General features: G+C 70.3%; 22 protein-coding genes. 10 read left to right on the forward strand and 12 right to left on the reverse strand.

Translation table 11 applies throughout. From position 1 onward, the window contains the following. Positions 1 to 171: 171 nt before the first annotated feature. From ACZ4Z2_RS29900 to ACZ4Z2_RS29930, 7 genes are all read left to right on the forward strand, one after another. The gene (locus tag ACZ4Z2_RS29900; protein ID WP_468080196.1) at positions 172 to 1,281 is read left to right on the forward strand and encodes an aliphatic sulfonate ABC transporter substrate-binding protein; all 1,110 of its coding nucleotides are present in this window, start codon (positions 172 to 174) and stop codon (positions 1,279 to 1,281) included. A gap of 34 nt (positions 1,282 to 1,315) precedes the next feature. Next, positions 1,316 to 2,104 (forward strand): ABC transporter ATP-binding protein, encoded by a 789-nt coding sequence (locus ACZ4Z2_RS29905; RefSeq protein ID WP_468080198.1) that lies wholly within the window; start codon positions 1,316 to 1,318, stop codon positions 2,102 to 2,104. Then, on the forward strand, positions 2,091 to 3,005 hold the full coding sequence (locus tag ACZ4Z2_RS29910; protein WP_468080199.1) for an ABC transporter permease: 915 nt from the start codon (positions 2,091 to 2,093) through the stop codon (positions 3,003 to 3,005). Before ACZ4Z2_RS29905 ends, ACZ4Z2_RS29910 begins: the two co-directional genes overlap by 14 nt. Before the next feature lie 80 nt (positions 3,006 to 3,085). Then, positions 3,086 to 3,826 carry a sirohydrochlorin chelatase gene (locus ACZ4Z2_RS29915; RefSeq protein ID WP_468080201.1) on the forward strand — a complete coding sequence of 247 codons (741 nt, stop codon included), beginning with the start codon at positions 3,086 to 3,088 and terminating at the stop codon, positions 3,824 to 3,826. Between the two features lie 133 nt (positions 3,827 to 3,959). Continuing rightward, positions 3,960 to 4,403 carry a hypothetical protein gene (locus ACZ4Z2_RS29920; RefSeq protein ID WP_468080203.1) on the forward strand — a complete coding sequence of 148 codons (444 nt, stop codon included), beginning with the start codon at positions 3,960 to 3,962 and terminating at the stop codon, positions 4,401 to 4,403. Positions 4,404 to 4,476: 73 nt separating this feature from the next. After that, the gene (locus tag ACZ4Z2_RS29925; protein WP_468080204.1) at positions 4,477 to 4,968 is read left to right on the forward strand and encodes a DUF2975 domain-containing protein; all 492 of its coding nucleotides are present in this window, start codon (positions 4,477 to 4,479) and stop codon (positions 4,966 to 4,968) included. Further along, positions 4,968 to 5,189, forward strand: a complete 222-nt coding sequence (locus ACZ4Z2_RS29930; protein ID WP_468080206.1) for a helix-turn-helix domain-containing protein — start codon at positions 4,968 to 4,970, stop codon at positions 5,187 to 5,189. Before ACZ4Z2_RS29925 ends, ACZ4Z2_RS29930 begins: the two co-directional genes overlap by 1 nt. A 21-nt stretch (positions 5,190 to 5,210) precedes the next feature. On the opposite strand, the gene ACZ4Z2_RS29935 is transcribed toward ACZ4Z2_RS29930, so the two are convergent. The 6 genes from ACZ4Z2_RS29935 to ACZ4Z2_RS29960 all read right to left on the reverse strand — a co-directional run bounded on the left by ACZ4Z2_RS29935 (position 5,211) and on the right by ACZ4Z2_RS29960 (position 9,972). After that, complete coding sequence (locus ACZ4Z2_RS29935) at positions 5,211 to 6,140, reverse strand: GNAT family N-acetyltransferase (RefSeq protein WP_468080208.1); 930 nt, start codon at positions 6,138 to 6,140, stop codon at positions 5,211 to 5,213. A gap of 129 nt (positions 6,141 to 6,269) precedes the next feature. Beyond that, a complete protein-coding gene (locus ACZ4Z2_RS29940) occupies positions 6,270 to 6,935 on the reverse strand; it encodes a TIGR03086 family metal-binding protein (RefSeq protein ID WP_468080210.1) in 666 nt (221 codons plus the stop codon). Positions 6,936 to 7,017: 82 nt separating this feature from the next. Beyond that, positions 7,018 to 8,100: a ketopantoate reductase family protein gene (locus tag ACZ4Z2_RS29945; RefSeq protein WP_468080212.1), complete on the reverse strand. Its 1,083-nt coding sequence runs from the start codon at positions 8,098 to 8,100 to the stop codon at positions 7,018 to 7,020. A 2-nt stretch (positions 8,101 to 8,102) separates the two neighbouring features. Continuing rightward, the gene (locus tag ACZ4Z2_RS29950; RefSeq protein ID WP_468080213.1) at positions 8,103 to 8,654 is read right to left on the reverse strand and encodes a DUF1697 domain-containing protein; all 552 of its coding nucleotides are present in this window, start codon (positions 8,652 to 8,654) and stop codon (positions 8,103 to 8,105) included. A 130-nt stretch (positions 8,655 to 8,784) separates the two neighbouring features. Then, positions 8,785 to 8,982: a hypothetical protein gene (locus tag ACZ4Z2_RS29955; RefSeq protein ID WP_468080215.1), complete on the reverse strand. Its 198-nt coding sequence runs from the start codon at positions 8,980 to 8,982 to the stop codon at positions 8,785 to 8,787. A gap of 786 nt (positions 8,983 to 9,768) precedes the next feature. Then, positions 9,769 to 9,972 carry a hypothetical protein gene (locus ACZ4Z2_RS29960; RefSeq protein WP_468080216.1) on the reverse strand — a complete coding sequence of 68 codons (204 nt, stop codon included), beginning with the start codon at positions 9,970 to 9,972 and terminating at the stop codon, positions 9,769 to 9,771. A 171-nt stretch (positions 9,973 to 10,143) separates the two neighbouring features. Here ACZ4Z2_RS29960 and ACZ4Z2_RS29965 point away from each other — a divergent pair, with 171 nt between their 5' ends. Next, on the forward strand, positions 10,144 to 10,878 hold the full coding sequence (locus ACZ4Z2_RS29965) for a DUF6879 family protein (protein ID WP_468080218.1): 735 nt from the start codon (positions 10,144 to 10,146) through the stop codon (positions 10,876 to 10,878). A gap of 10 nt (positions 10,879 to 10,888) precedes the next feature. Next, positions 10,889 to 11,740: a helix-turn-helix domain-containing protein gene (locus tag ACZ4Z2_RS29970; protein WP_468080219.1), complete on the forward strand. Its 852-nt coding sequence runs from the start codon at positions 10,889 to 10,891 to the stop codon at positions 11,738 to 11,740. A gap of 22 nt (positions 11,741 to 11,762) precedes the next feature. Here ACZ4Z2_RS29970 and ACZ4Z2_RS29975 read toward each other — a convergent pair whose 3' ends face one another. Then, positions 11,763 to 11,960 carry a hypothetical protein gene (locus tag ACZ4Z2_RS29975; protein ID WP_468080221.1) on the reverse strand — a complete coding sequence of 66 codons (198 nt, stop codon included), beginning with the start codon at positions 11,958 to 11,960 and terminating at the stop codon, positions 11,763 to 11,765. A gap of 772 nt (positions 11,961 to 12,732) precedes the next feature. Between ACZ4Z2_RS29975 and ACZ4Z2_RS29980 the strand changes: the two genes are divergently transcribed. Further along, positions 12,733 to 14,988 (forward strand): MMPL family transporter, encoded by a 2,256-nt coding sequence (locus ACZ4Z2_RS29980; protein ID WP_468080223.1) that lies wholly within the window; start codon positions 12,733 to 12,735, stop codon positions 14,986 to 14,988. A gap of 71 nt (positions 14,989 to 15,059) precedes the next feature. On the opposite strand, the gene ACZ4Z2_RS29985 is transcribed toward ACZ4Z2_RS29980, so the two are convergent. The 5 genes from ACZ4Z2_RS29985 to ACZ4Z2_RS30005 form a co-directional block, all read right to left on the reverse strand. Next, entirely contained in the window at positions 15,060 to 16,016 is a 957-nt protein-coding gene (locus ACZ4Z2_RS29985) for a CDP-alcohol phosphatidyltransferase family protein (RefSeq protein WP_468080225.1), read from the reverse strand. Positions 16,017 to 16,261: 245 nt separating this feature from the next. After that, the gene (gene mgt, locus ACZ4Z2_RS29990) at positions 16,262 to 17,455 is read right to left on the reverse strand and encodes a macrolide-inactivating glycosyltransferase (RefSeq protein ID WP_468080226.1); all 1,194 of its coding nucleotides are present in this window, start codon (positions 17,453 to 17,455) and stop codon (positions 16,262 to 16,264) included. A gap of 50 nt (positions 17,456 to 17,505) precedes the next feature. After that, positions 17,506 to 18,795 (reverse strand): ABC transporter substrate-binding protein, encoded by a 1,290-nt coding sequence (locus ACZ4Z2_RS29995; protein WP_468080227.1) that lies wholly within the window; start codon positions 18,793 to 18,795, stop codon positions 17,506 to 17,508. After that, the gene (locus ACZ4Z2_RS30000) at positions 18,795 to 19,628 is read right to left on the reverse strand and encodes a carbohydrate ABC transporter permease (RefSeq protein ID WP_468080229.1); all 834 of its coding nucleotides are present in this window, start codon (positions 19,626 to 19,628) and stop codon (positions 18,795 to 18,797) included. Before ACZ4Z2_RS30000 ends, ACZ4Z2_RS29995 begins: the two co-directional genes overlap by 1 nt. Continuing rightward, complete coding sequence (locus ACZ4Z2_RS30005; protein WP_468080261.1) at positions 19,625 to 20,572, reverse strand: carbohydrate ABC transporter permease; 948 nt, start codon at positions 20,570 to 20,572, stop codon at positions 19,625 to 19,627. Before ACZ4Z2_RS30005 ends, ACZ4Z2_RS30000 begins: the two co-directional genes overlap by 4 nt. Positions 20,573 to 20,612 lie beyond the last annotated feature (40 nt).

Below are 20,612 nucleotides of genomic sequence, written 5' to 3' on the forward strand. Positions count from 1 at the left end.
CTCGGCAGCGGGCAGGGCGGAGTCGCCCGATGTGTGCGCTGACGTACGCGCACCGCTTGCGCGCCCCGTCCCCCCACCGGACGTCCCCGTTGCGACGAAGACCTTTTTCCTGATTCCCCGGCCACTCCCCGAAGGGCTGTGACCGCCGGGCCTCCGAGAGGAACACCTCCCGTGCCTGCCAACCGCTCATCCGCCTTCCGGCGTTCCGTCGCGGTCATCGCAACGCTTCCCCTGCTCACCCTCGCCGCCTGCGGCTACGGCTCCCAGGCCAAGGACGACGACACGGTCAAGGTCGCCGCCGGGGCCAAGAAGATCGAGGGCCTCGACACCGTCAAGATCGGCTACTTCGGCAACCTGACGCACGCCACCGCGCTGGTCGGCCGTCAGGAAGGCATCTTCCAGAAGGAGCTCGGCGCCACCAAGGCCGAGTACGCGACCTTCAACGCCGGGCCGTCCGAGATCGAGGCGCTCAACTCGAAGTCGATCGACATCGGCTGGATCGGCCCCTCCCCGGCCATCAACGGGTTCACCAAGTCCGCCGGCAAGGGCCTGCGCATCATCGGCGGTTCGGCCTCCGGCGGTGTGAAGCTCGTCGTCAACCCGGGCAAGATCAAGTCCCTGAAGGACGTCAAGGGCAAGAAGATCGCGACGCCGCAGCTCGGCAACACGCAGGACGTGGCGTTCCTCAACTGGATCGCCGAGCAGGGCTGGAAGGTCGACGCGGAGAGCGGCAAGGGCGACGTCTCCGTCGTCCGCACCGACAACAAGATCACCCCGGACGCCTACAAGTCGGGCTCGATCGACGGCGCCTGGGTGCCGGAGCCGACCGCGTCGAAGCTGGTCGCCGAGGGCGCGAAGGTGCTGCTGGACGAGTCCGACCTGTGGCCGGACAAGAAGTTCGTGATCACGAACATCATCGTGCGGCAGGACTTCCTCAAGGAGCACCCGAAGGTCGTCGAGGCGGTGCTGCGCGGCGCGGTCAAGACGAACGCCTTCATCAACTCCGACGGGGAGAAGGCGAAGGCGGCCGCCAACGCCCGTCTGAAGGAGGACTCGGGCAAGGCCCTGGACGCCAAGGTCCTCGACCCGGCGTGGAAGTCGATCCAGTTCACCAACGACCCGCTGGCCTCCACCCTCAACACCGAGGCGGAGCACGCGGTCAAGGCCGGTCTGCTGCAGGATCCGCTGCTGGACGGCATCTACGACCTGTCGATCCTCAACAAGGTCCTGAAGGCCGAGGGCGAGCCCGAGGTCGACGACGCCGGCCTCGGCGTCAAGTAACCGCAGTCCGCTGAGTTCCCAGGAGGTGACGACCATGGCCACCGCACTCGCCAAGGCCGCCGACGGTGTCGGGACCGTCGAGCACGCCGCCCGTATCGAGCACGTGTCGAAGTCCTTCGCCGGACCCGCCGGGCAGCAGCTCGTCCTCGACGACATCACCCTCGATGTCGCTCCGGGCGAGTTCGTCACCCTCCTGGGGGCCTCGGGCTGCGGCAAGTCCACGCTGCTCAACCTGGTCGCGGGGCTCGACAAGCCCAGCCAGGGCAGCATCAGCACCGACGGGCGTCCCGCCCTGATGTTCCAGGAGCACGCCCTCTTCCCGTGGCTGACCGCGGGCAAGAACATCGAACTCGCCCTGAAGCTCCGGGGCGTACCGAAGAACGAGCGGCGCGAGCGCGCCGAGGCCCTGCTCGAACTCGTCCGGCTGAAGGGCGCGTACGGCAAGCGGGTGCACGAGCTGTCCGGCGGTATGCGCCAGCGGGTGGCGCTGGCGCGGGCGCTCGGACAGGAGAGCAAGCTCCTGCTGATGGACGAGCCGTTCGCGGCGCTCGACGCCATCACGCGGGACGTGCTGCACGACGAGCTGACCCGGATCTGGGAGGAGACGCGGCTCTCCGTCCTCTTCGTCACGCACAACGTCCGCGAGGCGGTGCGCCTCGCCCAGCGGGTGGTGCTGCTGTCCTCGCGTCCGGGCCGGGTGGCCCGGGAGTGGCGGGTGGACATCCCGCAGCCGCGCCGTATCGAGGACGCGCCGGTCGCGGAGCTGTCCCTGGAGATCACCGATGTTCTGCGTGAGGAGATCCGCCGTCATGGCCAGCAGTGAGACGAGGACGACGGACACCATCGAGCCGCCGGCCGGCGACAAGGACCGGCTCGGTGGGGTGGAGGCCGGTCTCGACGCGCTGGAGACGACCGGCACCGGCCGGCCCTCCTTCGGCGAGACCCTCCGCACCAAGATCGTTCCGCCGGTCGTCGCGGTCGTGCTGGTCCTCGCGGTGTGGCAGGGCCTGATCTCGTTCGGGATCGTCACGGACCCGGCCACGCTGCCCTCGCCGTCCGCCGTGTGGGACGCGGCGGAGCAGGCGTGGCTGGAGGGCAAGCTGCTCGGCTACATCTGGACGAGCGTCTCGCGCGGTCTGTTCGGCTTCCTGATCGCGTTGGCGATCGGCACCCCGCTGGGCATCCTGGTGGCCCGGGTGCGGTTCGTGCGGGCGGCGATCGGGCCGATCCTCTCCGGTCTCCAGTCGCTTCCGTCGGTGGCGTGGGTTCCGCCGGCCGTGGTGTGGCTGGGACTGAGCGACGAGATGATGTACGCGGTGATCCTGCTCGGCGCGGTCCCGTCGATCGCCAACGGGCTGGTCTCCGGTATCGACCAGGTGCCTCCGCTGTATCTGCGGGCGGGCCGCACGATGGGCGCCACCGGCCTGCAGGGCGCCTGGCACATCGTGATGCCGGCCGCGCTGCCCGGCTATCTGGCGGGGTTGAAGCAGGGCTGGGCGTTCTCGTGGCGCTCGCTGATGGCGGCGGAGATCATCGCCCACCACCCCGATCTCGGCGTGGGCCTCGGCCAGCTGCTGGAGAACGGCCGGACCAACATCGACATGGCCACCGTCTTCCTCGCCATCTTCCTGATCCTGCTGGTCGGCATCGCCATCGACCTGCTGATCTTCAGTCCGCTGGAGCGCCGGGTCCTGCGCGGCCGCGGTCTGCTCGTGAAGAGCTGAGAGCGGGGCCGCAACCGAACCGCACGCCGCGACCGAAACAGGAACAGGAACAGAGCCACAGACCGGAAAGAGCCGACTCCATGCGCAGCCCCGTCCTCCTCGTCGTCGCCCACGGCAGCCGTGATCCGCGGCACGCCGCGACCGTGCACGCCCTCGTGCGGCGGGTCCGGGCGATGCGGCCCGGGCTGCGCGTGGAGACGGGCTTCCTGGACTTCAACGTCCCCTCGGTGCGGGGGGTGCTGGAGTCCCTCGCGGCGGAGGGCGTCCAGGACGTGGTGGCGCTGCCGCTGCTGCTGACGCGGGCGTTCCACGCCAAGGCGGACATCCCGGCGGTGCTGCGCGACGCGCCGCCCCGGCTGCGGATCCGCCAGGCGGAGGTGCTCGGCCCGTCGCCGCTGCTGCTGGCGGGCCTCGAACGCCGGCTGTACGAGGCGGGGCTGAGCCCCGCCGACACGTCCTCGACCGGGGTCGTGCTGGCCTCGGCGGGGTCCACGGATCCGGAGGCGATCGCGGTGATCGCAGCAATCGCGCGGGAGTGGCGGCACACCGGTTGGTGCGCCGTGCGGCCCGCGTTCGCCTCCGCGTCGCTGCCCCGCACGGAGGACGCCGTGCGGGAGCTGCGGGCGCTCGGCTGCCGTCGGGTGGCCGTGGCGCCGTACGTCATCGCGCCCGGCCGGCTGCCGGACCGGATCGCCGCGGGCGCCCGTGAGGCGGAGGCCGACGTCCTCGCCGATGTGCTCGGCCCGTCGCCCGAGCTGGCCGCGCTGCTGCTGCGCCGCTACACCGCCTCCCTGCGCGCCGGACAGCTCACCGCGGCCTGATCCCCGCCGGTGACTGCCCTTCGGGGCACTGCACCTTGGGACACATTCGCCTCAGTTCTCCCTCAACTCCCTTGGCCCACTCGGGGCTTGGCGGCAACCCTGGTTGTGCACAGCCAAACGGGAGGAACCGAACATGCGCTTGAAGACGACCGCGGTCGCGGGCATGGCCCTGGCCGCCCTCACCGCCTCCGCCTCGCCGGTCCTGGCCGGCTCCGGCGGCCAGACCGACACCGGCGTCCGGTCGGTGTCGACGGTGGCGGCGAAGAAGAAGCTCAAGACCCAGAAGTGCGACGAGCGGCACGACGTGAAGGTCTGCATCACGTACCGCACGAAGGGCAACGCCGGCGCCAGGACGAACCAGTTCGTCGCCTCGGTGAAGAGCTACAACAAGAACTCCTTCAAGGCCCGTCTGACGGTCACCAACCAGAAGACGTGGCACAACGACAAGTACCCGATGGTCAAGCGGGACGCGTACATCGAGGTCACCAAGGCGACCAAGAAGAACGGCCACGCCTGCGCCGCCCTGTACGTGGGGCCCAACTCCCACTACCCGGCCTGGATGGCGTGCATCAACTGACGCTGGGGGCCACCCTTGCCTCGCCTATCGAAACTCGATAGATTCCCATCGCAACTCGATGGGAGGACGGGTCATGGGAAAGCTGGCCGTGCGCGCGCTGCGCGCCGTGCTCATGGTGGTGTTCGCCGGCACCCTCTTCGTGCAGGTGTCGATGGTGTGGGTGCTGGTGTCCGGGAGCGACCCCGAGGACGGGTCGCTCCCGCTGACCGCGCTGCGCGTGATCACGGTGCTCGGCATGGTGGCGGTCCAGGTCGCCCTGGTGTGCGTGGGGCGACTGGTGACGATGGTGCGGCGCGGAACCGTGTTCTCCCCGGCCGCCTTCCGGTACGTGGACGGTGTGATCGGCTCCATCGTGGCCGCCGCCCTCGTGTGGTTCGCGGTCACGGCCGTCAACGCGCCGGGGCAGCGGGAGGACCCGGGCGTCACCGTCATCATGGGCGGGATCGGCGTGGCCGTTCTCGGGGTCGCGCTGATCGTGCTGGTGCTGCGGATGCTGCTCGCGCAGGCCGTCGCCCGCGAGGTCGAGGCGACACGGATGCGGGCCGAACTGGACGAGGTGATCTGATGCCGATCGCGGTCGACATCGATGTGATGCTGGCCCGGCGGAAGATGTCCGTGGGCGAACTCGCCGACCGCGTCGGGATCACACCCGCCAACCTGGCGGTCCTCAAGAACGGCCGCGCCAAGGCGGTGCGCTTCGCGACGCTCGCCGCGCTCTGCGAGGTCCTCGACTGCCAGCCGGGCGATCTGCTGCGGTGGGAGGCCGGGGGCCCGGCAGAGGAATGACGGGCCCCCGGCCACCGGCGGTCAGGCCGCCGGGCCGGCCGGGTCCCGGTCCGCCGGGTTGGGGCCCTGCGGGTGGAGGTTGACGCGTTCCCGTACCACCGGGAAGCCGGCCTTCGTGAAGTTCGCGGCCATGGGGAAGTTGCCCCGGTCCGTCGCCCCGCTGACGAACTCCGCGCCCTGTTCGACGAGGAAGTGCGTGCACTCGGCGAGCAGGTCGTAGGCGTAGCCGTGGCCGCGGTGTTCCGGGACGACCCCGATGAAGCCGATGGTCGGGCCGGAGGGGTTGTGCGCCGGGATGTGGATGCCGGCGAGGTCGCCGCCGGGGGTGCGCGCGACCTGCCACCACTCCCGCGGGGACGGGCACCAGTGGAAGAAGTCCAGCTCCTCCTGCGCGGCCCGGTCGAGGCCGCCCTCCTCGATGGCCTTCAGCGCGTGGGCGTCGAGGGTGACGGAGTGGATGCGGCGCAGCGCGTCGCGGAACACCTCGTCGTCGGGTTCGGCGGCGAACCGCAGACGTCCGGGCCGCTCGGGCAGACCCCGCTCGGGGGTCCAGCGGTAGAGGAAGCGCTCCACCAGGATGTCGTACCCGGCGGCCCGTGCGGCGGCGAAGCGGGTCTCGGCGGCGGCGCGCAGGGCGGGATCGTCCCGCCAGCCGCCGGGCAGGTTGATCTCCAGTTCGACGCGCCAGGGGGCGGAGCGCAGGAGTTCGGCGCCGGCCTCCTCCTCGCCCTCGGCGACGTCGAACCAGTTGATGTTGACGGGCTCGGGGTCGTCGGGCCCGCCCCACCACGCGCCGCGCGCGACGACTTCGCCGTCGCGCAGGGCGACGCGCCGCCAGTCGGGGCGGAAACGGGTACGCCGGTGTCCCTCACGGGCGCCCAGCGGGTCGGGGTGTGCGTCGAACAGAGCGGCGTCGCTCGCGGTGAGCGCGCGGATGACCGTGTCGGTCATGGAAGGTTCCTCCGGGATGCGGACTGCTTGGAGCGCTCCCGGTCAGACCTCGTCGAACACGCCGGGACAGCGGGGAAGGGAGCGCTGGAAAGGTGTGAACCGCACGGCACTCGCCTCCTTCCGTCGGTCTCAGGGCGTGGAGGCCGACAGTACGTCGTCCCCGGTCGGACCGTCCATCGGTTTTCCGTCGGCTCCCTGGCCGGTGTCGACCGGTGAACCGCCCCTCGGGTCACGGCCGCTCGACGCCAGCGCCCGGTCGAAGGCCGGGGCGTCGGACGGCACGGGCACCGGGGCCGCGAAGCCGTCGTAGCGGCGGTAGAGCTCGGCGTGGGTCTCGACGACGCCGAGGACGAAGCGGGCGGCCTCCTCCGAGACCTGGAACTCCTGACCGGTGACCGTGGCGACGTCCCAGCCGTGCACCGCCATCTCCTTGATGACCATCCCGGCGAGGTCGGCGGCCGGCAGCGGGCCCATGCCGAGGTCGATGTCGCCCTCCCAGACCGCCGGGTCGGCCCAGGCCGCGACCGCCCGGTCCAACTGGGCGGCGTACGCGCCGGCCCAGTCCGGGTCGGCGGTGAAGTCCCGCCGCGTCAGCTCGTCGGGGAGCGGGGTGCGCCGGGCGCGGTGCTCCAGGCCGTGCGAGGTGTAGAGGACCCAGTGGTTCACCAGGGCCCGGACGTCCCAGCCGGGGCAGTGCGTGGGCAGGGCGAGCTGCGCCGCCGTGACGCCCCGTGCGACACGGGCCGCCTCGGCTGCGCATTCGACCATGTACGGGTACGAGTCGTGGCTCTTCATGCGTCCCACGCTAGGGACGGCGCGCCCACGGCTCTTGAACAAACGCGACACCGTCGCGGGCACGACCGTCCCGGCCGGCCCGCTACCCGGCGTCCGCCCGCGCGGTCCCCTCCCCCGCCTTCCGTCGCTCCCCCGCGCCCACTCGCTCCCCCGCGTCCCCTCGCTCCGCCTCGTCGGCCCGGCGCACGAGTTCCTTGACCGGCATCGATCCGGCGGGCCTGCGCTCGCGGGCGAAGGTGTTCGCGAGGCGTTGCAGCAGCTCGTTCAGCGGTGTCGGTACGCCGTGCAGCCGGCCGAGCAGGACGATCTCGCCGTTGAGGTGGTCGGCCTCGATGGTGCCGGTGCCCCGGGTGAGGGACTGCCAGGAGGAGCCGCCGCCACGTGGAGCGCCGTCCAGCGGCACCAGGGTGATCTTGTCGCCCCTGGCCGTCCGCTGCTCCTCCGCGCTCGTGTACACGATGCCCGCCGCGTCGAGCACCCGCTCGCCCTCCGCCCGCACCCGGGCGAGCAGCGCGGCGGCGTCCTCGCCGTCGACGGGGCCGCTCAGCGCTTCGACGGCGTTGCCGAGGTTGCCGAGCAGTTTGGCGTACTGCCAGCGCTGGACGTCCGGGACGACGGGGGCCTCGAACCAGGACTTCTCCAGGTCGGCGGCGATGCGGTGGGCCGTCTCGTCGGTGCCGTGGGGGTAGCGGCCGAGGTGGAGCATGCCGGTGAGCGGGGTGCCGGCCGCCGACACCACGCCCGGCTCCACGAAGGTGGCGGGCAGCCACACGCAGACGCCGTACACGCGCCGGAAGCGGCGCAGGGCGAGCCGTCCGCTCTCCACGCCGTTCTGGGCGCAGACCAGGGGGAGGCGCTCGGCCGCCGTGCCGCCGCCGGCCACCGGGGCGGGGCCCCAGGTCGCGAGGGCCGCGTCGGTGTCCTGGGTCTTCACCGCGAGGAGGAGGACGTCGTCGGGGCGCAGCTCACCGAGTGCGGCGGGGCCGTCCACCGTGGGGAGGGGGTGGACGCGGTCGCCGTCGGGGGTCCTCAGGCGCAGGCCGTGGTCGCGCAGGGCCGTGTACTGGGCGCCGCGGGCGACGAGGACGACCTCGTGTCCTGCCTGGGCGAGGCGCCCGCCTATGGCTCCGCCGACCGCGCCGGCGCCGATGACGAGGTAACGCATGGTCAGCTCCCGGTCGACGTCAGCTCGGCCATCTTCACGACGGTGTTCCAGTTGCGGGTGGTGGCGATCAGGCCCTTCAGCAGGCGCGGCTTCGACAACGCCACCGCCAGCTTGGAGCGGCCGAGGCCCTCGGGGGCGTACAGATAGAGCGCCCGGTCGCCGAGCCGGAACTCCTCCGGGAGAAAGGCCGTTCGGTCCAGCCCGGCAAAACGGTCCTCCTCCACCTGCTCCGAGAAGTAGGTCACGTGCAGCTGCCGGCCCTCCAGCTCGGCCGCCGGGAACGGGCAGGCGGCCCGTACGGCCTCCAGATAGACGTGGTCGCGCACCAGGACGTCCACGGTGAACCCGAAGTGCTTCTCCAGGGCGGCGGTGATCTCGGCGGCGAGGGAGTCCTCGTCGCCGTCCTCGCTGGAGAAGACCGCGTTGCCGCTCTGGAGGTAGGTGGCGACCGCGTCGTACCCGAGACCGGTCAGCAGGGTGCGCAGGTCGGCCATCGGCACCTTCTTGGCGCCACCCACGTTGATTCCGCGCAGCAGCGCGGCGTACGTCGTCATGGGTTCACCCTAGGCACGCCCCCACCTCTTTCCGGGGGTCTGGCTCCGATCCGGTTCCGTTGACCATCGCCGCCTGAGCCCACGACACCTCTCTGTACCCAGGGAGAGCGACGGAGACCCCACGACGGGCCTACGCGGCCATGGGCGGCTCTTGGTCGTCCGCCCGGGGCGGCAGCTCGGGCTTCTTGAAGCGCTGCCACGCATCGCGTGCTTTCCCCGCGGAGTCGATCACGTCCGGGACCTGGTCCAGCAGCCCTTTGAGCGCAAAGAGCAGCACGGAAGCCACACCAGCGATGGCGAGAATGACGATGATGGCGGTGCCGTCCACCGATCCTGACCTTCCCTGTCATGGGTCGGATCGGGTGCGCAGGCAGCCTCGATCCGAACCCTACGGTTCGGACCGAGACACCCGCGCTGATGCGGTACGCAAATGTTCTCGGGTGGGCCGGTGTTCCTGGCCCGGGTCGTGCAGTCGTGCGGTCTTGCCCCACCCACCGGCCCGGAGTCATGACCGACATCGTCGACGCGGCGGCTGCGAATTGCACCGCGCCCAGTCACTTAGGCTGGTTTGTCCTGCCCTCCCGTTATCAACCCGGGGCGCACAGGTGCGCGGGGCATATGACCCACTGCCGTCGACATCACCTCAGGCCACAGACAAGTGAGCCCCTTCCCAGCCAAGTCGGGAAGGGGCTCAGACGGTTGGGTGAGCAGGCGTCACCCGTCTGCGACGTAGCGGTGGTGAGGGCATGTACAGCGACGTACGAGCAGAATCCCGCTGCTGTGGGGGAGCGGCACGTCCTTGGTCTGGCGGCACGAGCGGTGAAGGTCCATGTACTCCGGGCGCTGGGCCAAGGCGCACTCAGCGGACATCGTCGACGTGTCGGGTGCGGCCATCACAAGACGCCACCGCTGCTCGACGAGTTCAGAGCGCGGGTTCGCTGCCGCATGGCCTGTTGCCGCTCCTCGTCCGTTGCACGGCGGACGCGAGCAGGGTCGGCGTCCCACTCGCGTCCGCCCGTCACCGGGCGAAGCCGCACAGCCGTACCGATGTGGCCCGTGACGTAGCCGAGCTTGTCGCCCTCGGGATCGAAAACCAGAGTTCCCTGAGGCTCCGTCACTGCCGGCTCCGTCGCTGGAGGGCTTCGGCCATCCGGGCGGCCACGTCGGCGCGTACCCGCCCCAGCTCCACCAGCCGCAGTTGCGGGGAGGCAGCGTCGACACTCAGCGAGGGAAGGACGATCCCGGCATTGGCCAGGGCCGCTCTCAGAGATTCCATCGCCGTGAAGGGGTCGATGTTCTGCTGTTGCTTGGTTGTCATAAATCGGACGCTAGAAGTGGACAGTTGGCTGGCGGTACGCTGTTTTCTCGAATTTGCTCGACGCCTCGTTGAGATTGCCGGTGTTTTCTCGTAGGGCCTGCCTGACTCTGTAGAACCGGAATGGGCCCACGGCCATGCTGATGGATCAAGACCCTGGAAGGGAGAGCGTCCATGGCTCGTCAGCTTCGCTTCACCGGCACAGACAGCAAGGTCGACGGCTGCCCCGCCCTGCACACGGATGAGGGCACAGGCGAGATCATCGTGCAAGGCACGCCCGTTACCGACCCGCAAGACCTCGCACAGCTCAAGCACTTCGGGGCGGACGAGGCAGCGGTGGCCGTGCCGCGCGAACTGCTCGTGAACTGGGGACCGAAGGAGATGGATCGGGTGCCGGAGCTTGTCGACCGGGCCACCTTCCGCCGTCTGTTCGAGACCTTCCAGCACACCGCCTGGCGGCTGGAGACCCGACGCGGTTACGCGTCGGACCGTGAGGACCCCGACTTTCAGGCGTTCTTGGCGACGGGGTCGGCGCCCTGTGACCCCAATGAGCCCTGGTTCGTCAACATCAAGGCGCAGACCGAGGCAGGCAAGAAGGTTGGCAGGGTGCGCGTCGCGGACAAGCCGATGACCACGGAGCAGCGGTTCTTGCTCGACTACGCCCGGCACAACGCGGCGGTCGGTGAGGAAATCCGGTACCTGTGGCGCGAGGACGCGGCCGACCTGCCCGCCGAAGACTTCTGGATCTTCGACTCGCGCTTGGTCGCGGTGCTGCACTTCGATGACGCCGACAACATCACGGGCATTGAGCTGATCACCGAGCCGGCCGAGGTCGTGCGGTACGCCATCGTGCGTGACGCGGCGATGCACCACGCGGTGCCGTTCGACCAGTTCGCCGCGACCGAATGACGCGTGACCGGTGAGCACTGACTATCAGCAAGCCAGGGTGGCCCTGGGTGCGCGGCTGCGCGAACTCCGGTTCACCTGCCCTGGCGGTCGGCTCACCGGTCAGCAGCTCGCCCAGCGGCTCGGCTGGCCCGGCTCCAAAGTCAGCAAGCTGGAGAACGGCAAGCAGACGGCCACCCCCGAGGACCTGAGGGCGTGGGCCGACGCGACCGAGCAGCCGGGCGCGTACGCCGCGCTTGCCGCCCGGCTGGCGGGGTTCGAGTCCCACATCAGGTCATGGCGTCGCGCCCTGGCGAACGGCTACAAGCCGCTGCACGAAGGGCTGAGCGCGGAGATCGACCGCACCTCGGAGATGTGGATCTGGGAAGAGTCCGTCATCCCGGGTCTGTTGCAGACGCCCGAGTACGCCCGCCACGTGATCCAGCGATACGCCGAGCTGCTGGGCGGAGCCAGCGACGTCGAGGCCGCCGTGCGCTCTCGGGTGCAGCGGCAAGAGTGGCTGTACCGACCCGGCCGCAAACTGCACGTCCTGATGTGGGAAGCCGCCTTGCGGTCGCTGATCTGCCCGCCCTCCGTGCTGGCCGCCCAGCTCGACCGCCTTACCGGGATGCTCGGCATGGACACGGTGGAGCTGGGTGTCATCCCGTTCACGACCTCCGTCAAGATCGTGCCCGCCAACGGCTTCTGGGTCCTCGATGACCGCCTGGTGGTCGCGGAGGACTGGCACGCTGAACTGTGGTTGGACGACGCCGACAACATCGCCTTGTACTCGAAGGTCTGGCGCACCCTGCGGGAGTCGGCCGTGTACGGGGCCGACGCCCACAACGTCGTCAACTCGGCCCGCCGCGCCCTGAACCCTCGCTGATGACGTTGTGGGCGAGTCCGGGTCATAGCACGCCGAGCGAACTCATGACCAGGAGGCACAGGGTCAGCGAGCCCCCGAATGCGCCCCCGCCGAAGAGAATGGCCGATGCCTTCGTGGTCACGGGAGTGTGCTTGAGCAGCCCGGCCACGATGCCGACGATGACGGAGACCAAGGTGCAGATGATGACCACGAGCACCTTGAAGCCGAAAGAGAGGTTCAACGATCCGATTACCTTCCCGGTGATCGGAGCTGTGGCACGCAGACCTCAGCCCGACCACCACGTGTATACGTGTGATCAAGCTGAGGCCATGCCGACGTGCAGGACTCAACGGGCGGACGGGTCAGGACCGCTCATGATGACCCTGCAACACCTACTTCAGTCGGGGAAGGCGTGGGCGGACTGGGGCAACCCCATATCCTTCTGAAGACGCCGGACTTCAGACCACGGGCTCCTTAGGCGGGAAGCTTCAACTCTACCTGACACAGCGGGGGTTGGCGGGACCGGAAGCCTGGAGCCCGGGACGGTATCTCCGGGGGCCTCGTGCTGGCGGCCACCGCCGGACGCCCCCGGGGCGGAGGCTCCAGGGCGTCAGAGAGCCCACGGGAGGCCGGAGCGGGACATGCCCGCACCCGCAGGCCGGACCGCCGAGACCGGGCGTCATGTTGAGACCCTGGGGTGCTTGCCGGCCCAACTCGTCGGATTGAGATCGATCACGACTCGTGAGCGTCCAGGGAGGCCGAAACAGGCACGCCGAGGCCGGTCGTACGCCGTCCCGGGCTTGCCGCGTCCCTGAGGCGGGGCCCCGAGAGCGTGGGATAGGTGTAAGGGGCCACTGTCCTCCCTGGTGGGGAGGCGGCGGGGTCCGAGGGGTGGAGGCGCCCGGTCACGGGTTCACCGGACAGCACGACGAGACGGCCTTACGCGGCCCATACCTTCGAGACGGAAGGTGGCGGCAGGGGGTTGCCACCGCACACGAGGGGGCTTGCCCGTCATGGGGAACGGAGACGTACGGGTGCGGGGAATCGCCGCCCGGGCCGGTGGCTGGAGCGCCCGGCACCGATGGGCGGCCGTGGGGATCTGGGTGCTGTTCGTCGTCCTGGCGATGGGGATCGGCTCGGCGGCGGGCCGGGTCGACGTGCGGGACAGCGACCAGCTCAAGGGCGAGACCAGTACGGCCGCCCACATCATCGAGGAGGCGGGGATCGAGGAGCCGGCGAGCGAGTCGGTCCTGATCCAGGCGAAGGACAAGGGGCTCAAGGCCACGGACGCGGAGTTCCGGGCCGCCGTGGCCGCGGTGATCAAGGCCGTCGACGGCACCGGTGAGGCCAGCGGCGTCACCTCGCCGTACGACGCCCGGACGATCTCGAAGGACGGGCGCAGCGCGCTCGTGCAGTTCGATGTGAAGGGCGACTCGGAGACCGCCGGTGAGCGCATCGAGCCGGTGCTGAAGGCCGTCGAGGGGGTGCGGGAGGCCCATGGGTCGGTGCGGATCGAGGAGATCGGCGGCGCCAGCATGATGAAGACGTTCGACGACGCGTTCGGGGACGACTTCCAGAAGGCCGAGTACTCCGCCGTGCCCGTGGCCCTCGGCATTCTGCTGATCGCGTTCGGCGCGGTCGTGGCGGCGCTGCTGCCGGTCGCGCTGGCGATCACCGCGATCATGGCGACGATGGGTCTGATGGCCATCGTCAGCCATGTGATGCCGATGAGCGACACCGCCAACTCGGTGATGCTGCTGGTGGGTCTGGCCGTCGGTGTCGACTACTGCCTGTTCTATCTGCGGCGTGAGCGCGAGGAGCGCGAGGCCGGCCGGGACGCGCAGACCGCCCTCAGGGTCGCCGCCGCGACCAGCGGCCGCGCGATCATCGTCTCCGGTGTCACGGTGTGCGTGGCGATGGCGGGCATGCTGTTCACCGGTCTCGCCGAGTTCGAGGCGATGGGCCTGGCCTCGCTGATGGTCGTGGCGGTCGCCATGGTCGGGTCGGTGACCGTCCTGCCCGCGCTGCTGTCGCTGCTGGGCGAGCGCGTCGAGAAGGGCAAGATCCCCTTCCTGCACCCGCAGAGCAAGTTCCGCCGCAACCGGGGCGGCGTCAACCGCGAGAGCCGGTTCTGGACGGCCGTGCTGAAGGGCGTGCTCGCCCGGCCGGTCGTCTCGGTCGCCGTCGCGGGCGGCGCGCTGCTCGCCATCGCGGCTCCCGCGCTCGGTATGAAGACCGAGCAGCTCACCCTGGACAAGGAGTTCGGCGACTCGCTGCCCATCGTGCAGACGTACAACCGGCTCAACGAGGCGTTCCCCGGCGGCTCCGAGCCGGCCGAGGTGGTCGTCAAGGCGAAGGACATCAACTCCGCCGAGGTGAAGGCGGCGCTGGCCGACTTCCGTGAGCGGGCGATCAGTTCCGGTGCCTCGCGCGGCCCCGTCGAGATCAAGGTGCACGACGCGCAGAACCTCGCCTTCGTCTACGTCCCGCTGGTGGGCGGCTCCGACCTCGACAGGGCGGGCGAGAGCCTGGACACGCTGCGGGACGAGGTGCGCCCGGCGACGCTCGGCAAGGTGGACGGCGTCGAGGCGCCCATCACCGGGCAGGTCGCCGGTTCGAAGGACTTCAACGACCAGCTGGGGGGAGCGGTCGTCCCGGTCTTCGCGTTCGTGGTGGTCTTCGCCTTCGGTCTGATGCTGCTGTCGTTCCGCTCGCTGACCGTCGCGGTCACGTCGATCGTGCTGAACCTGCTGTCGGTGGGCGCCGCGTACGGCATCCTCGTCGCGGTCTTCCAGCACGGCTGGGGCGCCTCGCTGGTGGGCGCGGAGGGCGTGGGCGCCATCATCACGTGGCTGCCGCTGTTCCTCTTCGTGATCCTGTTCGGCCTGTCGATGGACTATCACGTGTTCGTGGTCTCGCGGATCCGTGAGGCCCGGCTGCGGGGCCGTACGACGAAGGACGCGATCCAGCACGGTGTGGTGACCACGGCGGGCGTCGTCACCAGTGCCGCCGTCATCATGGTCGCCGTCTTCGCGATCTTCGGGACGCTGTCCATGCAGTCCATGAAGCAGATGGGTGTGGGCCTCGCGGCCGCCGTGCTCATCGACGCGACCGTCATCCGGGGTGTGCTCCTCCCGGCGGTGATGGCCCTGCTCGGCGAGCGCAACTGGTACCTGCCGAAGTGGCTGCACCGCCTGCCGGACCTCACCCACGACGAGTCGCCCGAGCCGGTCCCGGCGACCAGGAAGGACGAGACGGTACGGGTCTGAGGAATCCGTCCGTACGGAGGGGGCCGGGCCGCGTGAGCGACCCGGCCCCCTCCGTCGTGCCGTGCGGGCGGTCAGGCCGCCTTGGTGACGTCCCCGGGGACCGTCTCCCGGTCGAAGGAGTCGATCGTGCGGGTGAAGTCCCGGGTCGACAGCAGCAGTTTGTAGATGATGGCCAGTTCGAAGACGAGCAGCAGGACACCGGAGACGACGGTCGCCGGCAGCACCGAGTCGACCAGCGGGCCGACCATGAAGACACCCATCTGGAACTCGATACCGCTGATCAGATGAGGACGGACCCGGTGGCGCAGCAGGAAGGACCGTACGCGCAGATAGGCGGGGAAGCGGCGGCGGAACTCCTGGTGGAGGTCGACGACCTGGGCCTGCGGCGCCGTCTGGACGGCCTCGGCGGTCACCGTGCGCAGGTCCTGCTCGATGTCGGCCTCGGGGTTCTCGCGGAGCAGGTCCTCCATGAAGGCGAGCTCGCGCTCGTTCTCGGCGCGGCGGGCCTCGCGGAGCCGCGCCTTGATCTGCTTGCGCATGGTGTGGCGGACCTTGAAGGTCTCCAGGGAGTTGATGTAGCGCAGGGCGTCGCAGCCGATGACGGCGGCGGCGAGCCAGATGTAGAGGGTGTCGCCCGTGCGGTGGTACTGCCCGGCCATCAGGGCCACCGCACACGCCGCCACCCTGATGCGGTCGAAGACGAAGTCGAGCCAGGCGCCGAACACCGAGCCCTGGCCGGTCAGCCGGGCGACCTTGCCGTCCATGCAGTCGAGGATGAAGCTCAGGTGGTAGAGGACGGCGCCGGCGATCAGCCAGCGCCAGTCGCCCAGCGCGAAGCAGGCCGCGGACACCAGACCGAGCAGGAAGGCGCCCCATGTCAGCTGGTTGGGCGTGATCCTCGTGTACTTCGCCGTGAGCCGCACGAGCGGTGTGGCGACCGGGTCGACGAGAAGCACGGTCCACCAGGCGTCACGCTTCTTCTGCGTGACGCGGCGCACCTCTGCGAGGTCGGGTATGTCTCGGCGCATGAGTCAACTTCCTGGCGTTCGAAGTGAATTCAAACTCAGCTTGGGAGCTGTTCACCCGAGGTACAAGAAGTGCCGAGTGCAACCTTTCGGAAGGGGTAACGGTCGTACTCGGCACCAGGATCAGTACGCTCACCCCGCGAGGCGAGCGTTACCCGAGCGTTATGAAGCGACCGGACCGTTACCTAAAATGCGCCGAGACTTCACGGTAGAGACGCAACCGTCCCGCTTTTTCCTGCATCGCCTCACTATGGCCGGGCCCTGAGGGCGGCCTCGATGAGGTCGGCGGCCCGCCGGGTGCCGCCCTCCCGTGCCATCTCCTCCCGGATCTCCTTGAGCCGGTGCGCGACGTCGGGATCGTCCACGAGGGCGAGCACGGCCTCGCGCAGGGTCTCGGCCGTGGCCTCCTCCATGGGGAGGTGACGGGCCACCCCGAGGGACTGGAGCATGTCGGCGTTGCCGAACTGGTCGACGGCCTGCGGTACGGCCACCATGGGCGTGGCGGTGGCGAGCCCTTCCTGGCTGCCGCCCGCGCCCGCGTGGGTGATGAAGGCGTCGGCCTGCTCCAGGACCGCCAGTTGCGGCACCCAGTCCCGGACCTCGACGTTGGCCGGGATCTCACCCAGTTCGGCCGGGTCGACATGGCGGCCGACCTGGAGCACCATGTGCCAGCCCGGCAGGCCGCCGAAGGCCCGGACGCACTCGCGGTAGAAGGCGGGCTGCTTGGTGAAGGCCGACCCGAGCGACACGAGGAGCACCTTCTCGGCACCGGGGGGCCGCCGCCAGTCGCCCTGCGCGGAGCGGTCGCCCTGGCAGGCGCCGACGAAGGTGTACCGGCTCGGGTCGACCCGGTCGGCGTGCGGCTGGAGCGCCTTCGGGATGAGGACGAGGGAGCGGGCGGGGCGGCCGGCGAACGAGTCCGGGTGCTCGGTGATCCCGTTCTCCTCCAGCCAGGCGTGGAAGCGGGCGTAGTACGCCTTGCCCCGCCCGGTCTTCTTCGGCTCGGCCCACATCGGTTCGGCGACCTCCTCCTCGTAGCCGTCCCAGGCGACCAGGTTCGGGGAGAGCGAGATCGCCTCGACGCCCCAGCGGCGGGCGAGGACGGGTGCCGGGTAGGCGGTGATGTCGTACAGCACGAGGTCGGGTTCGTCGCCCTCGTACGCCGCGGCGAGCTGCGGCAGGGCCTGGATCGCGTCGTCGAGGAAGGGCTCCACGTTGTCGAGCAGTTCGCTCCCCCAGGCCGAGGGGTCGTCGTCGGGGCCGGGCAGCGTCGAGTGCCACAGCCGGGGCTCGGCGCCGGTCGCGGCCACCTTCTCGGCGAAGGCCGGCGGGATCGCGTACGTGACGCGGCGGCCACGCGCGACCAGCTCCCGGATCACGTCGAGGCTCGGGTTCACGTGACCGTGGGCGGCGATGGAGAACATGGCGATGTGGGAGGTCATGCGAGGACCCTAAGCGAGACGAGACGTCTCGTGCAATGCAATTCAGGCAGTCAGCGCTGATAGCGGGCCAGGACCAGGTTCCCGTCCTCCTCCAGGCGGGTGCGCAGTTCGTCGAGGCCGATGGCGCCGCTGTAGTACTCCTGGAAGGCGGGCGTGGCCACCTTGTCCTTCCACTCCGGGTAGCCGCGCACCGACTGGGCCGGGGCGGAGCGGAGGTGTGCGGCGAGGGCCGTGCCCGTGGCCCAGCCGTGCTCCTCGGTGCGCAGGGCGGGGTCCTTCAGCGCCTCGGTGCCGGTCGGCAGCATCCAGTCGCCGAGGGCGAGACGGACCATGTTCGCGGGCCGCAGCAGGAAGTCGACGAACGCGGCGGCCTCCTTCTTGTGGGGGCTGTCCTCGGCGATGGAGAGGGTCTGCGGGCTGACGCCCTGGGTGAGGCCCGCGGCACCGGCCGGGGCCGGCAGCACCTGCCACTCGAACCCCTCGGGCGCCTGCTGGACGATCTGCTGACGGTACGAGAAGCCCAGCGGGACCATCGCGTATCTGCCGCCGAAGAACCCGGGCAGGGTGTCCGAGCCGCCCATGCCGAGCGTGGTGCCGGGCGCGCTCCGGTCGGTGTTCACCCCGTCGTGCACGGTCCTCGGCACGACCGCGTCGGCGGCCTCGAAGCGGATCTCCACCTTCCCGTCGCCGTCCCGGTGGAACAGTTGCCCGCCGGCCGACAGCGACAGGTTGAGCGTGGCCGACACCGGCTCCTTCAGCGGCCAGGCCACCCCGTAGGTGCCGTCCCCGCTCAACTCCTCGGTGACCGCACGGAACTCCTCCCAGCTCCATGGGTCCTCGGGCGTCGGGACACGGACTCCGGACGCGCGGAGCCAGGTCGCGTTGGCGATCAGGACCCTCGGCTCCTGGAGGAAGGGCACCCCGTAGATCCCGTCCCCGAAGGTCGTGGTCTCCCAGCTGTGCGACGGGATGTCCGCCCTGAGCCGCTCGGGCAGCAGGCCGCGCAGGTCGGCGAGGTAGCCGCCGTGGGCGAAGTCGGCGAGGTCGTCGGAGGCGTCATGGATGATGTCCGGGGCCTCACCGCCCTCGAAGGAGGTGAGCAACTGGTCGTGGACGCTGTCCCAACTGCCCTGCGCGTACTCGACCCGGACGCCGGGGTGCGTGGCGTTCCACTCCGCCACCAGCTCCTTGTTGACGGCGACGGACTCCTCCTGCCAGGCCAGCGACTGGAAGCGGAGGGTGATCCGGCCGTCGTCGGAGCCGTCGCCGCCGTCCGCGGTGCAGCCGGCGGCGAGCAGGCCCAGCAGCAGGACCGCCGTCAGCCATCGGGGACCGCGCATCAGCTCTTCACCGCCCCGGCGAGCATGCCGCCCGTGATCCGCTTCTGGATGACCGCGAAGACGACCAGCGAGGGCAGCGTCGCGAGGAACGCGGCGGCGGCCAGCGGGCCGAGGTCGGCGACGCCCTCGGCGCCGATGAAATGGGTGAGGACGACCGGGAGAGTCTGTTTCTCCGGGGTCTTGAGCAGCACCAGCGCGAAGAAGAACTCGTTCCACGCGGTGATGAACGCGAACAGTGCCGTCGCCACGATGCCCGGCGCCAGCAGCGGCGCCGTCACCGACACCAGCGTCCGCAGCCGCCCGGCCCCGTCGACCGCCGCCGCCTCCTCCAGCTCGACGGGCACGGCCCTGACGTAGCCGACGAGCATCCACAGCGCGAACGGCAGCGCCCACACCACGTACACCATGATCAGGCCGGGCACCGTGTTGATCAGCCGTAGGTTCTTCAGCACCAGGAACAGCGGGATGATCACCAGGACGAACGGGAACGCCTGGCTGACCACCACCCAGCCGGTCGCCATCCGCGACAGCGTGGTGCGGTGCCGGGCCATGACATACGCCATCGGGGTGGCGATCAGGACGGCGACGACGGCCGCGCCGACCGCCGCGACCAGCGAGTTGAGCGCGGCCTCCAGCAGCGGCTGTTCGTCGAGGGCCTGCCGGAAGTTGGCGAGCGTCGGGTCCTCGGGGATCCAGGTCGGATGGAGGCGGCCCAGTTCGCGGGCCGGTTTGAAGGCGGTGGAGACCAGCCAGAGGAAGGGGAACACGAGGAAGACGAGATACGCGAGGAGCGCCGTGTACTGACCCGCGCGGGCCGCCCTGCCGGTCCTCATGCCTCACCGCCCCGCCGCAGCCGGCCCACCAGATGGAACGCGAGGACGACCGAGATCAGCGCGACCATCGCACAGCCCATCGCCGCCGCGTACCCGAACTGCCCGTAGCGGAACGCCTCCTCGTAGGCGAAGAGCATCGGCAGCCGGGTGCGGCCGCCCGGTCCGCCGCTGGTGAGCACGTACACCAGGGCGAAGGAGTTGAAGTTCCAGATGAGGTTGAGGGCGGTGATCGCCAGGGCGACCGGTCTGAGGGCGGGCCAGGTGACCGCGCGGAAGCGGCGCCAGGCGCCCGCGCCGTCCATCGCGGCGGCCTCGTGGAGTTCCCGGGGCGTGTTCTGCAGCCCCGCCAGCAGGACGACCGTGGTCTGGGGCATGCCCGCCCAGACACCGACCACGATGACGGCGGGCAGGGCGGTCGCCAGCCCGCTCAGCCAGTCACGGCCGTCACCGAGCCCGAGGTCGCGCAGGGTCTCGTTGAGGATGCCCGCGTCCGGGTTGTAGACCAGCCGCCACATGACGCCGACGACCACCTCGGGCATCGCCCACGGCACGATCGCGAGGGCCCGCGCCAGCCAACGCAGACGTAACCGCTCGTTGAGCAGCAGGGCGAGGCCCAGCGCGAGCAGGAACTGCGGCACGGTCACCCCGACCGCCCACAGCAATCCGATCCGGAACGACTCCCAGAACAGGGTGTCGTGCAGCAGGTCCCGGAAGTTCAGGGTGCCGATCCACTCGGTGGGCTCGGTGCGGCCCGACTGGGCGTCGGTGAACGCCAGCGCGATCCCGTACAGCAGCGGTCCCACGCTCAGCACCAGGATGGGGATCAGGGCCGGCAGCACCAGGAACCAAGCGCCGTGGTCCAGGGGGCGCCGCGCCCGGTCCGCGGCCGACGTGCGCCGCCTCTCCGGTCGCGGACGCCTCGGCGTCGCGGTCGCCACGGTCATGTCCGTCATGGTGCTGAGGGCATGACAGACCGTCAAGGTA

Source organism: Streptomyces sp. NPDC030183, assembly GCF_055573455.1.

What these genes read in the sequence shown, in the direction of transcription:
- ACZ4Z2_RS29980 (WP_468080223.1), top strand. Translation starts at nt 12,733, where the DNA reads ATGGGGAACGGAGACGTACGGGTGCGGGGAATCGCCGCCCGGGCCGGT.
- ACZ4Z2_RS29965 (WP_468080218.1), top strand. Translation starts at nt 10,144, where the DNA reads ATGGCTCGTCAGCTTCGCTTCACCGGCACAGACAGCAAGGTCGACGGC.
- ACZ4Z2_RS29945 (WP_468080212.1), bottom strand. Translation starts at nt 8,100, where the DNA reads ATGCGTTACCTCGTCATCGGCGCCGGCGCGGTCGGCGGAGCCATAGGC.
- ACZ4Z2_RS29915 (WP_468080201.1), top strand. Translation starts at nt 3,086, where the DNA reads ATGCGCAGCCCCGTCCTCCTCGTCGTCGCCCACGGCAGCCGTGATCCG.
- ACZ4Z2_RS29950 (WP_468080213.1), bottom strand. Translation starts at nt 8,654, where the DNA reads ATGACGACGTACGCCGCGCTGCTGCGCGGAATCAACGTGGGTGGCGCC.
- ACZ4Z2_RS29925 (WP_468080204.1), top strand. Translation starts at nt 4,477, where the DNA reads ATGGGAAAGCTGGCCGTGCGCGCGCTGCGCGCCGTGCTCATGGTGGTG.
- mgt (WP_468080226.1), bottom strand. Translation starts at nt 17,455, where the DNA reads ATGACCTCCCACATCGCCATGTTCTCCATCGCCGCCCACGGTCACGTG.
- ACZ4Z2_RS29905 (WP_468080198.1), top strand. Translation starts at nt 1,316, where the DNA reads ATGGCCACCGCACTCGCCAAGGCCGCCGACGGTGTCGGGACCGTCGAG.
- ACZ4Z2_RS29940 (WP_468080210.1), bottom strand. Translation starts at nt 6,935, where the DNA reads ATGAAGAGCCACGACTCGTACCCGTACATGGTCGAATGCGCAGCCGAG.
- ACZ4Z2_RS30005 (WP_468080261.1), bottom strand. Translation starts at nt 20,572, where the DNA reads ATGACCGTGGCGACCGCGACGCCGAGGCGTCCGCGACCGGAGAGGCGG.
- ACZ4Z2_RS29910 (WP_468080199.1), top strand. Translation starts at nt 2,091, where the DNA reads ATGGCCAGCAGTGAGACGAGGACGACGGACACCATCGAGCCGCCGGCC.
- ACZ4Z2_RS29935 (WP_468080208.1), bottom strand. Translation starts at nt 6,140, where the DNA reads ATGACCGACACGGTCATCCGCGCGCTCACCGCGAGCGACGCCGCTCTG.
- ACZ4Z2_RS30000 (WP_468080229.1), bottom strand. Translation starts at nt 19,628, where the DNA reads ATGAGGACCGGCAGGGCGGCCCGCGCGGGTCAGTACACGGCGCTCCTC.
- ACZ4Z2_RS29995 (WP_468080227.1), bottom strand. Translation starts at nt 18,795, where the DNA reads ATGCGCGGTCCCCGATGGCTGACGGCGGTCCTGCTGCTGGGCCTGCTC.
- ACZ4Z2_RS29960 (WP_468080216.1), bottom strand. Translation starts at nt 9,972, where the DNA reads ATGACAACCAAGCAACAGCAGAACATCGACCCCTTCACGGCGATGGAA.
- ACZ4Z2_RS29930 (WP_468080206.1), top strand. Translation starts at nt 4,968, where the DNA reads ATGCCGATCGCGGTCGACATCGATGTGATGCTGGCCCGGCGGAAGATG.
- ACZ4Z2_RS29985 (WP_468080225.1), bottom strand. Translation starts at nt 16,016, where the DNA reads ATGCGCCGAGACATACCCGACCTCGCAGAGGTGCGCCGCGTCACGCAG.
- ACZ4Z2_RS29920 (WP_468080203.1), top strand. Translation starts at nt 3,960, where the DNA reads ATGCGCTTGAAGACGACCGCGGTCGCGGGCATGGCCCTGGCCGCCCTC.